13 protein-coding genes are annotated in these 13,895 nt (G+C 60.0%); 7 read left to right on the forward strand and 6 right to left on the reverse strand.

Annotated features, from left to right (window positions below; translation table 11 throughout):
• Window positions 1-8: 8 nt before the first annotated feature.
• Window positions 9-530 carry a hypothetical protein gene (locus KSP9073_RS15845; RefSeq protein WP_133241040.1) on the reverse strand — a complete coding sequence of 174 codons (522 nt, stop codon included), beginning with the start codon at window positions 528-530 and terminating at the stop codon, window positions 9-11.
• Window positions 531-784: 254 nt separating this feature from the next.
• Between KSP9073_RS15845 and ugpB the strand changes: the two genes are divergently transcribed.
• The 5 genes from ugpB (at window position 785) to KSP9073_RS15870 (ending at window position 5,825) form a co-directional block, all read left to right on the forward strand.
• On the forward strand, window positions 785-2,116 hold the full coding sequence (gene ugpB / locus KSP9073_RS15850) for a sn-glycerol-3-phosphate ABC transporter substrate-binding protein UgpB (RefSeq protein ID WP_108843912.1): 1,332 nt from the start codon (window positions 785-787) through the stop codon (window positions 2,114-2,116).
• 78 nt (window positions 2,117-2,194) lie between these two features.
• Window positions 2,195-3,073 (forward strand): sn-glycerol-3-phosphate ABC transporter permease UgpA, encoded by an 879-nt coding sequence (gene ugpA / locus KSP9073_RS15855; protein WP_108843913.1) that lies wholly within the window; start codon window positions 2,195-2,197, stop codon window positions 3,071-3,073.
• A gap of 42 nt (window positions 3,074-3,115) precedes the next feature.
• The gene (gene ugpE, locus KSP9073_RS15860; protein WP_108843914.1) at window positions 3,116-3,961 is read left to right on the forward strand and encodes a sn-glycerol-3-phosphate ABC transporter permease UgpE; all 846 of its coding nucleotides are present in this window, start codon (window positions 3,116-3,118) and stop codon (window positions 3,959-3,961) included.
• 1 nt (window position 3,962) lies between these two features.
• Window positions 3,963-5,057: an ABC transporter ATP-binding protein gene (locus KSP9073_RS15865; RefSeq protein ID WP_108843915.1), complete on the forward strand. Its 1,095-nt coding sequence runs from the start codon at window positions 3,963-3,965 to the stop codon at window positions 5,055-5,057.
• Between the two features lie 3 nt (window positions 5,058-5,060).
• On the forward strand, window positions 5,061-5,825 hold the full coding sequence (locus tag KSP9073_RS15870; RefSeq protein WP_108843916.1) for a glycerophosphodiester phosphodiesterase family protein: 765 nt from the start codon (window positions 5,061-5,063) through the stop codon (window positions 5,823-5,825).
• Between the two features lie 66 nt (window positions 5,826-5,891).
• Here the strand turns inward: KSP9073_RS15870 and trpC are convergent, their stop codons facing one another.
• From trpC to KSP9073_RS15895, 5 genes are all read right to left on the reverse strand, one after another.
• Entirely contained in the window at window positions 5,892-6,692 is an 801-nt protein-coding gene (gene trpC, locus KSP9073_RS15875) for an indole-3-glycerol phosphate synthase TrpC (RefSeq protein ID WP_108843917.1), read from the reverse strand.
• 64 nt (window positions 6,693-6,756) lie between these two features.
• Window positions 6,757-7,785 carry an anthranilate phosphoribosyltransferase gene (gene trpD / locus KSP9073_RS15880; RefSeq protein WP_108843918.1) on the reverse strand — a complete coding sequence of 343 codons (1,029 nt, stop codon included), beginning with the start codon at window positions 7,783-7,785 and terminating at the stop codon, window positions 6,757-6,759.
• A 77-nt stretch (window positions 7,786-7,862) separates the two neighbouring features.
• Window positions 7,863-8,483, reverse strand: a complete 621-nt coding sequence (locus KSP9073_RS15885) for an anthranilate synthase component II (protein WP_108843919.1) — start codon at window positions 8,481-8,483, stop codon at window positions 7,863-7,865.
• Between the two features lie 102 nt (window positions 8,484-8,585).
• Window positions 8,586-10,073: an anthranilate synthase component I gene (trpE, locus tag KSP9073_RS15890; protein WP_108844001.1), complete on the reverse strand. Its 1,488-nt coding sequence runs from the start codon at window positions 10,071-10,073 to the stop codon at window positions 8,586-8,588.
• Window positions 10,074-10,270: 197 nt separating this feature from the next.
• The gene (locus tag KSP9073_RS15895) at window positions 10,271-10,945 is read right to left on the reverse strand and encodes a phosphoglycolate phosphatase (protein ID WP_108843920.1); all 675 of its coding nucleotides are present in this window, start codon (window positions 10,943-10,945) and stop codon (window positions 10,271-10,273) included.
• A 222-nt stretch (window positions 10,946-11,167) separates the two neighbouring features.
• Between KSP9073_RS15895 and KSP9073_RS15900 the strand changes: the two genes are divergently transcribed.
• Complete coding sequence (locus KSP9073_RS15900) at window positions 11,168-12,466, forward strand: NAD(P)/FAD-dependent oxidoreductase (protein ID WP_108844002.1); 1,299 nt, start codon at window positions 11,168-11,170, stop codon at window positions 12,464-12,466.
• Window positions 12,467-12,733: 267 nt separating this feature from the next.
• Window positions 12,734-13,810, forward strand: coding sequence for a LacI family DNA-binding transcriptional regulator (locus KSP9073_RS15905; RefSeq protein ID WP_108843921.1), 1,077 nt, complete (start codon window positions 12,734-12,736; stop codon window positions 13,808-13,810).
• Window positions 13,811-13,895 lie beyond the last annotated feature (85 nt).

Consider the following 13,895-nt stretch of genomic DNA (forward strand, 5'->3'; position numbering starts at 1 on the left):
TCGACAGGTCAGGTCAACGTATTGAAATGCTCAAGGCCTTCGGCAAAGCGTGTCTTGTAACGCTCAAAAACCGCGGGGTCGCGCTTGAAGGCGCGCAGCACGGCATCTGCCTGAAAGTCGACAACTTCCGGCGCCATTGACAGCGAGTCAACGCTGGAGCGCGCGTTAAAACCGGTGCGCAGCTCGCTGCCAGCGTGGCGATACCACCGCTCAAGACCAAATGTGGTGAAAAAGGCTTCAAGCCTTGGGTCCGACGTCGTGACCCGCACGGCAGTGGACTCTCCAAGCCTTGTGACCAGCCGCCGTCCATGGCCGCGACCCCGTTTTTTCTCGGGGGTGGCCAGAAGCCTGAGAGCCACCCCGCGCCCTTCCACTTCAAGGGTCAAAAGCGCCACCGAGCAAAGTTTTTTGCTGTCGTCAAAAAGCGCCACGATACGGGCCGATTCTTGCTCCAGCAGTCGACTCACGCCGGCAAATTCTACAAGGGGCGCAAGTCCCGCTTCCCGCCCGAATACGCTGGCACAGAGCATGGCCAGGCAGGCATCCCGAGACCGTGATTCGGTGATATATGAAATCTTCAAAGCTGCGTCTGCCCACCGTTCAAAAGTGCCATGATGCCATGCCCCTTTTACCTCTGGCTAACCTCTTGTCGATATTGATGCCCGCGCCCTCATACTGACGCTGTTGTCACATGTCTGACACATGTTCGCCACATGATGGCCATGCCGGCCCTTCAGCATATCGGCGCAGCAGGAACGTCCATAACGACAACGCGGAGCACAACATGGTCAAGGGTTTCAGGAGCATCGCCGGGGTGGCGGCACTGTCCACGCTGGCACTGGGCGCAACGCCGGCCATGGCGGCCACCGAAGTGGTCTGGTGGCATGCCATGGAAGGCAGTCTGGGCGACAAGGTCAACGAGATCGCCGATGGGTTTAATCAGTCGCAAAGCGACTATGTCGTCAAGCCGGTCTACAAGGGCACTTACAGCGAGAACCTGACTTCGACCATTGCGGCCTTTCGTGCCGGCAATGCACCGGCCATTACTCAGGTCTATGAAGTCGGCACGGCTACCATGATGAATGCCCGCGGCGCCATCTATCCGGTCTATCAGCTCATGGCCGACACCGACCAGCCCTTTGACCCTGCTGCCTATTTGCCGGCGGTGACCGGCTATTACAGCACCACCGATGGCAACATGCTGTCGCTGCCGTTTAACTCCTCAACACCGGTGGTCTACTACAACCGCGATCTTTTCGAAAAGGCAGGTCTGAATCCTGATACCCCGCCGACCACCTGGGAAGAAATGGCCGAAGCCGGCAAAAAAATCGTCGACAGTGGCGCCGCCAGCTGCGGTTTCACCACCACCTGGCCAAGCTGGATTCAGCTCGAAAACTTCGCGGCGCGCCAGAATATCCCGTTTGCCAGTGAACAAAACGGGTTTGGCGGGCCTTCGGCGCGGTTGACCTTCAATAAAAGTGAAGCCGTGATCAAGCACGTTCAGGATCTGATCGACTGGCAAAAAAGCGGCGTGTTTGCTTATGGCGGGCGCGAGGATCAGGCCTCTCCCCGCTTTTTCTCGGGCAACTGCGCCATGTTGATGGCGTCTTCTGCCAGCTACGCCAGCGTTCGTGACAATACCAAAAATTTTGAATTTGGCGTTGCCCCTCTGCCCTGGGATCCTGACGTCATCGATCAGCCAAAAAACTCGATCATTGGCGGTGCCTCGCTATGGGTGCTCAAGGGCCAGGAGGATGCGGTCTACCAGGGCGTGGCAAAGTTTTTCAATTATCTCTCCTCACCGAAGGTGCAGGCCGACTGGCATCAGTTCACGGGCTATCTCCCCATTACCGACAAGGCCTATGCACTGACCCGCGAACAGCACTTCTATGAAGAAAACCCCGGCACCGAAATTGCGCTCAAGCAGATGACCAGCGGTACGCCGAGCGACAACTCGCGCGGGCTGCGGCTGGGCAACATGCCCCAGATTCGCGACGTCATCGAAGAGGAGCTCGAGCGGGCGCTCAATGGTGACAAGAGCGCTCAGCAGGCCCTCGATGACGCCGCAACCCGCGGCAATGAGCTTCTGGAGCAGTTCGAGCGCAGCGTTAGCTGATCCCGACCTTCCCGGCGACAACCTCGCCGGGAAGGTGTTCGCCCTTTCACGCCACCTTTCAGATGCGCCTGTCCATCCATGTCCACGTTTCAACGTCATCGCCTCACGCCATGGATGCTCATGGCGCCCCAGCTCCTTATCGTGCTGGTGTTCTTTTTCTGGCCGGCCATCACGGCCCTGCGGCAATCCCTTTATGTGCAGGACGCCTTCGGGCTGGGGGAAACCTTTGCCGGCCTTGCCAACTTCACGCGCGTGCTGGCCTCCCAAAGCTATCATGAGGCCCTGTTCAACACGGCCATCTTCAGTGTCAGCGTAGCGCTGGGGGCCATGGGCATTGCGCTGTTGCTGGCCACCATGGCCGATCGCGTGCTGCGCGCCAGTCGCGTCTACCGGACACTGTTGATCTGGCCCTACGCCGTGGCACCGGCTGCGGCGGGTGTTCTATGGATGTTCATGTTCGATCCCACGCTGGGCGTACTGAGCCGGGCACTGGCTGCGCTGGGCGTTCACTGGGATTTCAGGCTCAACGGTCATCAGGCCATGGCGCTGGTGATCATCGCCGCCATCTGGCAACAGATGAGCTACAACTTCGTGTTCTTTCTGGCAGGGCTTCAGGGCATTCCGGCAAGTCTTCTGGAAGCGGCGGCCATTGATGGCGCAGGTCCCTGGCGGCGCTTCTGGACCATTACCTTTCCACTGATTTCGCCCACCAGCTTCTTTTTGCTGGTCATGAATACGATCTACGCCTTTTTCGACACTTTCGGCACCATCGATACCACTACCAGCGGTGGCCCCGGAGGGGCGACCCGCACGCTGGTCTACAAGCTCTATCAGGATGGCATCGTCGGCCTGGACCTGGGCGGCTCGGCGGCTCAGTCGGTATTGTTAATGCTGATGGTCGGCCTTTTGACGCTGGTGCAGTTTCGCTACGTCGAACGCCGCGTGCAGTACCACTGAGTCTCTTTTCAATCGTACCGAACCCTGTCAGGAAGCCTTGTCATGCGCTATCACCGACCAAACCTTGATGTGCTGGCCCACACCATTTTGATCATCGGGGCATTGATCTTCATGCTGCCCGTGGTTCTTGCCGTACTGGCCTCGACCCAGACACCCGGCGCCCTGTTTTCCGGAACCCTGCCGCTGTGGTTTGGCGGCAGCGGCCTTGAGCATTACCTGACGCTGTTAAGCGAGCCGGTGCGCGGCGTGGGCGTGCCGGCCTGGCAATTGATGCTCAATTCGCTATTGATGGCGCTCGGCATCGCCATCGGCAAACTGGTCTTTGCGATCCTTGCGGCCTATGCACTGGTCTTTTTTCGCTTTCCGTTTCGCCGCTGCTGTTTTTGGCTGATCTTTGTCACCCTGATGCTGCCCATTGAGGTGCGTATCGTACCGACCTACGGCGTGGTCGCCGATCTTGGCCTGCTCGACAGTTATCCGGGGCTGGTGCTGCCGCTCATTGCCAGCGCCACGGCAACCTTTCTCTTTCGCCAGTTTTTCATGACGCTGCCGCCCGAACTCATGGAAGCAGCCCGGGTGGATGGCGCTGGACCATGGCGCTTTTTCATCGATATTTTGCTGCCCTTGTCCCGAACCAATATCGCCGCCCTGTTTGTCATCATGTTCATTTATGGATGGAATCAATACCTGTGGCCGCTGGTCGCCATGAGCAGCGCCGATCACGCCACGGTGGTCATGAGTCTCAAACGACTGACGATTTCAATGGATGGCACGCCGCCCTGGCACTTGGCCACCGCCATGACGGTGCTGGCACTGCTGCCCCCGGTGGTGGTGATCGTTCTCATGCAGCGCTGGTTCATCAAGGGACTGGTGGATACGGAGAAATAACATGGCAAGACTGGAACTCAGGCGTCTTCGAAAGCGCTACTCGGGCAGCACTGACGTGCTTCACGACATCGATCTGAGCATCGATGATGGCGAGATGATTGTGGTGGTCGGGCCATCAGGCTGTGGCAAGTCGACGCTTTTGCGCATGGTGGCAGGTCTTGAAGCGATCAGCAGCGGTGAGCTTGTCATTGATGGTGAGTGCGTCAACGATCAGGAGCCGGCCGAGCGTGATATCGCCATGGTCTTTCAAAACTATGCGCTCTATCCCCACATGAGCGTTTTTGACAACCTGGCCTACAGCCTGAAAAATCGCGGCACGCCGAAGGCAGAGATTGCCCAGCGCGTTGAGGCCACCGCACAACTTCTCGACATCGGTGCATTGCTGGAGCGCAAGCCCCGCCAGCTCTCGGGCGGCCAGCGACAGCGCGTGGCGATGGGGCGTGCGGTGATTCGAAAGCCGCGTGTTTTTCTCTTCGACGAGCCGCTGTCCAACCTGGATGCCAGTCTGCGCGTTCAGATGCGCCAGGAAATTCGCGCCCTGCAACAACGCCTGAACATCACCTCGCTATACGTGACCCACGACCAGACCGAAGCCATGACCATGGCCGACCGGCTGGTGGTCATGAACGCTGGACGCGTCGAGCAGGTCGGCACCCCGATGGCGCTGTTTCGAAAGCCCGCTACCCGCTTTGTCGCCGGTTTTATCGGCTCCCCGGCCATGAACTTTCTGACGTTCTCCGTAAATACTCTGCCCGACTGGCTGCCAAGAGTGCCGGCAGAGACCAATGAGCCGCTCAAGGGGGAACTGAGCGTAGGCATCCGGCCCGAGCACATCGCGCTGACGACATTGGAGGACGGGCATATAGAGGGCTGTATCGAACTGGTGGAACCGCTGGGCTCCGAAAGTCTGGTTCATGTTCGCATTGGCGGACATGACGCACGGCTGGTAGTGCGCCATGGCGGCATGGAGCTGCCAGAAGTGGGCCAAGTGACCGGTCTGAACTTTCAGGGACCCTTTCATCTTTTTGATCGTCATGGACAACGCTTGTCGACCAGGCTCAGACTTGCCGATACCAACTGTTCCATGGAGTCCTGAGACATGCAGCTGCCTCGCTATATTGCCCACCGCGGGCTGTCCGCCCATGCACCCGAAAATACGCTGGCCGCCATTCAGGCCGCCGCGGACGCAGGCTGTGAGTGGGTCGAGCTCGACGTGCAGTGTCTGGGGGACGGCACCCCGGTAATCTGGCATGACGCCAGTGTTGATCGCTGCAGCGACAGCCAGGGCAAGCTTTTGAACATGACGCGCGATCAGATTGGCCAGCTGGATGTGGGGAGCTGGTTTTCCCCGGCCTTTCGCGGCGAGCGCATGGCGCTGCTCGATGAGGCGCTATCGCTGGTCAGCGCACTGGAGATGGGGCTCAACCTGGAGCTCAAGATCAATACAGGTCATGACCCGGCAGCCCTTGCCCGCACTGCAGTCCAACGCGCCCGCCAGGTCCTGCCCCTTGATCGTCTGCTGGTATCAAGCTTTGACATGACAGCGCTTGAAGCCGCCCGGTCACAGGATGAAGCACTGGCGCTGGGGCTTTTATATGAAGCAGTGCCGCGGCACTGGGCCAGTGATGCCGAACGGCTTCGCCCGACCAGCGTGCATGCCGACTGGACACAGCTTGACCAGGAACGGCTTATCGAGATCCAGAGCGCCGGGCTTGTCATGCTCTGCTACACGGCCAACGACCCTGAACGCTTTGCGTCCTGGTGGGATCATGGCGTCGACGGCGTGTTTACCGACGACCCGGGGCTGTTTGATGCGCGCTATCAGCGTCGAACGCGCGGCGACGGTAGCCGCAAACCTCGCTGAAAAGGGGTAAAAGGAGCACTGCCAGCGCAAGGCTGGCAGTGTGGGTCGTGGCTCAAACGGCTCGACTCAGGTAAAAAAGAGCTGGCGAAGGGCATCGCCCGGGTCCGATTCGCGCATGAAGCGCTCCCCCACCAGAAAGGCATTGACGTTGCCGCGGCGCATGCGTGCCACGTCTTCACGAGTCGCAATGCCTGATTCGGTGACCACGCGCACGCCTTCAGGCACCTTTTCCAGCAGCTCGAAGGTCGTGTCCAGCCGGGTCTCGAAAGTATGCAGATCGCGATTGTTGATACCCACCAGCGCAAGATCCAGCTTCAGCGCCCGCTCAAGCTCTTCAAGGCTGTGCACTTCAACCAGCACGTCCATGCCCAGCTCAATGGCCAGTGTGTTGAGCGCTTTCATCTGGCGGTCTTCAAGTGCTGCCACGATCAGCAAAATGGCATCGGCGCCCATGCTGCGCGCTTCATACACCTGATAGGGCGCCACGATAAAGTCCTTGCGCAGCACCGGCAGCTGGCAGGCCCCACGCGCAGCGATCAAAAAGCGTTCGCTGCCCTGAAAATAATCAGCATCGGTCAACACGGAAAGACAGGCCGCACCACCGGCCTCGTAACGCTGGGCAATGGCCACCGGATCAAAGTCGGCGCGAATAATGCCCTTGGAAGGCGAGGCCTTTTTGATCTCGGCGATAACGGCCGGGTCGCCATTGGTCAGACGTTGATTGAGCGCTGCGGCAAAGCCACGGGTGGGCGGCGCCTGCTCGGCGCGCGCGCGCAGCGTGTTCTCGCTGATGCTGGCCGAGCGCTCGGCAATTTCTTCATGCTTGCGCGCAATGATTTGCGTCAAAATGGTAGGCAGCGTGCTCATGCAGTGTTCCCTGAAAATCGACCGGCCGTGACAGGACGCAACGCCCGGTCGCTATTATGATAATTCAGTCGCCGGCCTCGGCCAGTCGGGCAGAAAACTCTGCCAGTGCGTCCAGTTTTGCAAGCCCCTGCCCTCCGGCCAGCGCCTCACGTACGGTCTGCACGCCTTCCTTGAGGGAGCTGGCCACATCGGCCACGTACAGGGCAGCGCCTGCGTTGAAAGCAACCATGTCAGCCGCCACGCCCTCTCCACGCAGGGCAGCCTTGACCAGCACCAGGCTGGCCTCGCTGCTGTCGGCGCGAATCGCCTCCAGCGGCTGGCGCTCCAGACCGACCTCCTCGGGCGTGACCACATACTCGCTGATCTCACCGTGATGCAGTTCGGCGACCCGGGTTTTTGAGGCAATCGAGAACTCATCGAGTCCGTCTTCGGCATGAACCACCAGCACATGCTGGCTACCCAGACGTCGCAGTACTGTCGCCATGGGCACCAGCAGATCGGCGCTATAGACTCCAATAACCTGACGCGTGGCGCCGGTGGGGTTGGTCAGAGGCCCCAGGATATTGAACATGGTACGCACCCCCAGCGCCTTGCGGACCGCCACGGCGTGACGCATGGCCGTATGGTGGTTGGGGGCGAACATGAAGCCGACCCCGATCTCCTCGATGCAGCGAGCGATCTGCTCGGACGACAGCTCAAGCGACACGCCGGCACGCGCAAGCAGATCGGCACTGCCGGAGCTGCTGGATACTCCACGGCCACCGTGCTTGGCAACGCGGGCCCCGCAGGCCGCTGCGGCGAAGCTGGAGGCCGTCGAAACATTAAAAAGCCCGGCACCATCGCCGCCGGTACCCACGATATCGACCACGTGATCGGCATCGACATGAACCGGATGCATCAGCTCGCGCATGACCATCACGGCGGCCGTAATCTCATCGACGGACTCTCCCTTCATGGCAAGACCGACCAGAAAGCCGCCCATCTGCACCGGATCAGCTTCCCCGCGCATGATGGTCGACATGACCGTTCGCATCTCGTCCAGCTCGAGATCCTCACGGCGCGTTACGCGTGAAATGGCTTCCTTGAGCTCCACGAGTTTCTCTCCATGCCACGGGCAGCAGGCGCCGCCCGAAAAGGGTTATCGCACCAGACAAGCGACACGTCCGGACCTCAGGCTTCGGCCGTCGCTCCCCGAGACAGGTCGTGCGGCTGACGCTTGAGGAAGTTGGCCAGAAGCTCGTGGCCCTGACGTGACAGAATCGACTCCGGGTGAAAGAGCACGCCTTCCATGTCCAGCGTTTTGTGACGAATTCCCATCACGATGCCGGGCGTCACGTCGTCACTGACAGTCGTCGCCGTAATCTCGAAACACTCCGGCAGCGTCTCGCGCGCCAGAATCAGCGAATGATAACGCGTCACTTCCAGCGGGTTTTCAAGATCTGCAAAGGCGCCCTGACCATCATGATCCACCATCGACGTCTTGCCGTGCATCACCATCGGTGCCCGGATCACCTCACCGCCATAGGCCTGGCCAATGGCCTGAAACCCCAGGCAGATCCCGAAGATCGGAACCCGACCGGCAAAATGGCGGATCAGCTCCAGCGAAATACCGGCTTCACTGGGGCTGCAGGGACCCGGTGAAATCATTAAGTGGGTAAAGTCACGCTGCTCGATCTCCTCGATCGTGAGCGTATCGTTGCGGATTGTCTCGACCTCGGCCCCCAGCTCGCCCAGATACTGGACGATATTGAAGGTAAAGCTGTCGTAGTTGTCGATCATCAATACTTTCATGGCTTTCCATCCTCACGGTGACCGGGCGGTCGGTACATCGACACGAAAATGACCCGGCCTGTCTTCGGTGTTGGCGCGCTGATCCCGCAACGGAATCCGGCTCTATTCGAGGTTATCCAGCCCGCGCTCGGCCATGGCCACGGCGCGGAACATGGCGCGACGCTTGTTGAGCGTCTCCTGCCATTCATTGTCAGGATCGGAGTCGGACACGATACCACCACCGGCCTGCACGTGAAGCTCACCGTTTTTGATCACGGCCGTTCGAATGGCAATGGCCATGTCCATGTTGCCCTGCCAGGAGAGGTAGCCCACGGCGCCGGAATAGATGCCGCGCTTGACCGGCTCGAGCTCATCAATGACTTCCAGTGCGCGAACCTTGGGCGCACCGGACAGGGTGCCGGCCGGAAAGGTGGCCCGCAGGACGTCCATCGGCCCAAGCGATGGCTTGATGCGCCCGGTCACGTTGGAGACGATATGCATGACGTGCGAATAGCGTTCGATGGTCATCTTGTCGGTAAGTTCAACCGAGCCGGGTTCACTGATACGCCCCACATCGTTGCGCCCCAGATCGATCAGCATGACATGCTCGGCGATCTCCTTGGGGTCGGACAAAAGCTCCTGCTCAAGCGCATGGTCTTCCTCTTCGCTGGCACCGCGATGGCGCGTGCCGGCGATCGGACGCAGCGTGATCTCGTCGCGATCAAGTCGGGCCAGAATCTCGGGCGAAGCCCCCACGACATGATGATCATCGAGATTGAAAAAGAACATGTAGGGCGACGGATTGAGACTTCTAAGCGCGCGGTACAGATCCAGCGGCGGCGCCTGATAGGCGATGGTCATGCGCTGGGAAGGCACGCACTGCATCAGATCACCGGCCGCGACATATTCGCGGATGCGCGCCACGGCGTCCTTGTAGCCCTGCTCGGAGAAACTGGCAAAAAAGTCGTCCTCGACCACCGCGTCTCGGCCTGTGCCGGGGCTTGAGGTGGAAATCGGAGTATGACGAAGCTGATGTTCAAGCGTGGCCAGACGCTCCCGAGCCTGTTCAAGTGCGTTGTCATTGGCCGGGTCAGCATGAACCAGCAGGGTCAGGCGCCCCGAGAGGTTGTCAAAGACCACCAGCTCGTCGGCCACCATCAGCAGGATATCCGGCACATCGATCGGGTCGGGCTTTTCAACCCCACGCAGACGCGGCTCGATCAAACGAATGGTGTCATAGCCGAAATAGCCGACCAGCCCACCGTCAAAGCGCATCGCCTCGGAAGACTCGGGCGCCCGGAAACGCCGGCGAAACTGCTCGATCCACTCAAGCGGATCGTCGACTTCGGTAGCGCCCTGCAGATAGTCATCCACGTAATGACGAACGGTAAACCCGCTGACCTCGATGCGCTCACGACACGGCAGGCCAATAATGGAGTAACGGCCCCACTTCTCACCACCCGTGACCGACTCGAGCAGAAAGCTCCAGGGCGCATCGGCCAGCTTTAAATAAGTGGACAGCGGAGTTTCGAGATCGGCCAGCACCTCACGGGTGACCGGGATACGGTTGTAGCCTTCGGCGGCGAGTTCGGCAAAGCGCTCGGATGTCATCATGTCGCAGATTCCTGTAGAGAGAGAAACGGTAATACGGTGCAGGGGGCTGGTATCACCAGCGCCAGCGCTTGACGTTTCTCATCAGTCCGCAGGCCTTTGCATTGAGTGACATGATTGTATCTCGCAAGCTGAAAATTCCTTCACACGAAGGGGAAAAAAAGGGCGAGCAGCGCGACCATGGCGCGTTTTCAACCCTAAACGAGTTCTTCAAGTGAATCAAGAAGATGGTCGGGGTTCAGTGCAGCAATGGGCTCACCATGATTGTACCCGTAGGTGACCGCCAGACAGCGACAGCCAAAGGCTCTGGCCGCCTGCACATCACTGCGTGAATCACCGATCATCAAAACGCGCTGGGGCGCAATGTCCAGGGCCCGGGCGACATGTGCAAGCGGCGCCGGGTCCGGCTTTTTTTGGGGCAGTGAATCTCCGCCCAGTGTATGGGAAAAAAACCCCTCAAGCCCCATGGCGTCCAGAATGGGCTCGATAAAGCGTGATGGCTTGTTGGTGACCAGCGCCTGAGAAATACCGCGCGCCTGCTGGGCCTTGAGACACTCGATAACGCCCGGATAGCAATACGTCCGTGATACCGGGTGGCGCGCATAGGCATCCATGAAAAGCGCCAGCGCCTCGTCGACCTGTTCGCTGCCAGCCCCGTCGGCGTTGAAAGCGCCGGAATGTTCCAGTGCCCGCTCGACCAGCCGCCGTGAGCCGTTGCCGACCCAGTCACGCACCCGGTCAACGCCAGCCGGTGCAAGATTCATGGTCTGCAGCATGTCATCCACGGCCAGTGCCAGATCCGGCGCCGAGTCGATCAGGGTGCCGTCGAGGTCGTAGATAATCAGATCAATATCGTTAAGCGCATCGTGCATTTTCAGGCCATCGCTGCGGGTGAATTCAGGTCATGATGACCCCATATAAAGGTGAGCAGGCCGGACATTGCCGGGATCAAACGCACCGTCGTAGTGTCAGAAGTATCGATGCCGAAGACCGGCCTGTCACGGTCATTTGTGACCGAAAGCCTTCAGGCCGTGGTCCGCTGTGTGGGCCACTGCCTGAATGTTTTTCCTTTCACTTTTCATATGGAGCAGTCAATGGCGATCCCTCGCATTGTGGTGGTCGGTGGCGGCGCCGGCGGTCTTGAGCTGGTCACCCGTCTAGGACGCAAGCTGGGCAAGTCCAACAAGGCCGAAATTGTTCTGGTCGATCGCAACCCCACCCATATCTGGAAACCGCTGCTGCACGAGGTGGCCGTCGGAGTGATGGACTCAAGCCTTGATGAAGTGTCCTATCAGGGGCATTCATCCAACGCAGGCTATCGCTATCAGATCGGCACGCTGTGCGGTCTGGACCGGGAACATCGCCAGATCCGTCTGGACGCGATTCACGATGACAAAAATCGTGTCGTTTTACCCGAGCGACGCCTGGATTATGACTACCTGGTGCTCTCGGTGGGCAGCGTCTCCAACGACTTCGGGACGCCGGGGGTGGCAGATCACTGCTATTTCCTGGACAGCGTCAAACAGGCAGAAGCCTTTCGCAAGCAGATGCTCAACACCTTCCTGCGCTGCAGCAACCGTGAAGAAGCCGGCAAATCCGGCATGTCGGTAGCCATCGTGGGCGGTGGCGCCACGGGTGTGGAGCTCTCTGCAGAGCTTCTCAATGCCACACAGATGCTCCACGGCTATGGTTTTAGCCGTATCAGCCGTCAGCAGCTCAAGATCCATCTGCTGGAAGCCGCTCCACGGGTACTGCCCGCCCTGCCCGAGCGCATCAGTCAGTCGGTGCACCGTGAGCTTGAACGACTCGGCGTCGAGATTCATACCGATACCCGGGTGACCCAGGCAGACGAGAGCGGGTTCGAGATTGCCGATGGGTCACGCATTGATGCCGACCTGACCGTCTGGGCGGCCGGTGTCCGCGGACCCTCGATACTGTCCGAACTGGGGCTTTCCACCCAGCGCAATCACCAAATCATCGTTCAGCAGACCATGCAGAGCGTGGACGACGAGCGCATCTTCGCGCTCGGCGACTGCGCGGCCTGCCCGCAGCCGGGTGACAAGATGGTGCCGCCGCGGGCGCAGGCTGCTCACCAGCAGGCCAACACGCTTTACAAAAATCTGAAAGCGGCCATGGCCGGACGCGAGATGAAAGACTTTCACTACAAGGACATGGGCTCGCTGATTTCGCTGGCGCATTTTGATGCCGTGGGCAATCTCATGCGCGGAGCGTCTGCAAAGGGCGTGCTGGTCGAGGGCTGGATGGCCAAGATCTTTTACGCCTCGCTGTATCGCATGCATCAGGCCGCCATCCACGGCTATACGCGTACCGGCGTTCGCATGCTGGTCGACCGCATCAACACCATCATTCGACCGCGCCTCAAGCTGCACTGAGCGCCGTTCACACACCGCGTTTTCACACCATCCACTGCACCTCCAGGGCCGCCAACAGCGGCCCCCTTTTTTTGCAGGCGCGCCCTGATTGTTGCCTGCCCTTACTTGTTGACGGCTTGCCGCGCTTATTGCCTTCACTCTCCAGACGCCCGGTTAAAGGCCCTGCGACCAAGGTCTGGTTTTCTACAGGGCTTTCGTATCGCAACCTGAACCGATATTGGGAACGTTCCCAATACAAGTGCACCAGGTTGGCAAACAGGCAACGACATGACAGCGTCCACACCCGGCCATCGATCAGAGCCCACTCATCGATTAGAACCCGGCCACGCGCGTCGCCCGACCATTCACGACGTGGCGCGCGATGCCGGCATCTCCAAGACCAGCGTCTCACGCTATTTTGGCCACGAGCGTGCCCTGCTGTCAGAGAGCATGGTCCAGCGCATCGAGGCCGCCATCGAGCGCCTCGGCTTTGCACCGGACCGCCTTGCCAGCGGCCTGCGCGGCCGCCGCACCGGACTGATTGGCATGGTCGTCGCCGATATCCGCAATCCCTACACCGTCGACATGCTTCACGGCGCCGAGCTTGCCTGTCGTGAGCACGGCTATTCGCTGCTGGTCTGCAATACCGACAACAGCGACCAGCTCGAACGGCGCCACCTGGAAGTACTGCACGGCTATAGCATAGAAGGGCTGGTGGTCAATACCCGGGGGCGCAACGTGGCATCGCTGGCCGCCCGTCGTGAGGCGGGCCTGCCCATGGTACTGGTGGATCGCCATATCGACGGGCTCGACTGTGACATGGTGGGCCTTGATAACGAACAGGCCGTGACGCTGGGCGTATCGCACCTGCGGGATCAGGGGTATCAGCGTCTTTTAATGGTCACCGAGCCAACCGATGGGATCAGCTCTCGAAAGGCCCGCGTTGAAGTATTTCGCCATCAGGCACACGCCGCAGGACTAAGCGCGGAAGTTCAGCAAAGCCCTCAGGAGAGGATCGATCCGGACTGGCTGGCCGCCACCCTAATGCAATGGCTCCGGGCCGGTGGTCGCCCGGGCGCCATTGTCTGTGCCAACGGCGTGATCACGCTGGCCGTCTGTCATGCCCTGTGGGCACTGCTGAAAACGCCATTTGAGCAGGTTGGTGTGCTGGGGATCGATGAGCTGTCGTGGTGCGCTCTGGTGGGTCCGGGCATTACCACCGTGGCTCAGCCGGTCGACGATATCGGCTATGGCGCCATCACGACCCTGTTGAATCGTATCAGGGGTGCACCGGGCAAAGCAGAGATCACGACCTACACCGCGCGTCTGCATGCGCGCGGCTCCACTACACTGAAAACGACATGAGCATTTTCCATACTGCAAGACATCACGCCACGGCGGCCACCCTTTCCGGAGCCGCTTCCAGACCAGGTGACGCAAGGAGTTTTCC

It is taken from the genome of Kushneria phyllosphaerae (assembly GCF_900312995.1).
Taxonomy (GTDB): Bacteria; Pseudomonadota; Gammaproteobacteria; order Pseudomonadales; family Halomonadaceae; genus Kushneria; species Kushneria phyllosphaerae.

What these genes read in the sequence shown, in the direction of transcription:
- trpE (WP_108844001.1), bottom strand. Translation starts at nt 10,073, where the DNA reads ATGACATCCGAGCGCTTTGCCGAACTCGCCGCCGAAGGCTACAACCGT.
- KSP9073_RS15865 (WP_108843915.1), top strand. Translation starts at nt 3,963, where the DNA reads ATGGCAAGACTGGAACTCAGGCGTCTTCGAAAGCGCTACTCGGGCAGC.
- KSP9073_RS15870 (WP_108843916.1), top strand. Translation starts at nt 5,061, where the DNA reads ATGCAGCTGCCTCGCTATATTGCCCACCGCGGGCTGTCCGCCCATGCA.
- KSP9073_RS15905 (WP_108843921.1), top strand. Translation starts at nt 12,734, where the DNA reads ATGACAGCGTCCACACCCGGCCATCGATCAGAGCCCACTCATCGATTA.
- KSP9073_RS15885 (WP_108843919.1), bottom strand. Translation starts at nt 8,483, where the DNA reads ATGAAAGTATTGATGATCGACAACTACGACAGCTTTACCTTCAATATC.
- KSP9073_RS15900 (WP_108844002.1), top strand. Translation starts at nt 11,168, where the DNA reads ATGGCGATCCCTCGCATTGTGGTGGTCGGTGGCGGCGCCGGCGGTCTT.
- ugpB (WP_108843912.1), top strand. Translation starts at nt 785, where the DNA reads ATGGTCAAGGGTTTCAGGAGCATCGCCGGGGTGGCGGCACTGTCCACG.
- KSP9073_RS15895 (WP_108843920.1), bottom strand. Translation starts at nt 10,945, where the DNA reads ATGCACGATGCGCTTAACGATATTGATCTGATTATCTACGACCTCGAC.
- trpC (WP_108843917.1), bottom strand. Translation starts at nt 6,692, where the DNA reads ATGAGCACGCTGCCTACCATTTTGACGCAAATCATTGCGCGCAAGCAT.
- KSP9073_RS15845 (WP_133241040.1), bottom strand. Translation starts at nt 530, where the DNA reads ATGCTCTGTGCCAGCGTATTCGGGCGGGAAGCGGGACTTGCGCCCCTT.
- ugpE (WP_108843914.1), top strand. Translation starts at nt 3,116, where the DNA reads ATGCGCTATCACCGACCAAACCTTGATGTGCTGGCCCACACCATTTTG.
- ugpA (WP_108843913.1), top strand. Translation starts at nt 2,195, where the DNA reads ATGTCCACGTTTCAACGTCATCGCCTCACGCCATGGATGCTCATGGCG.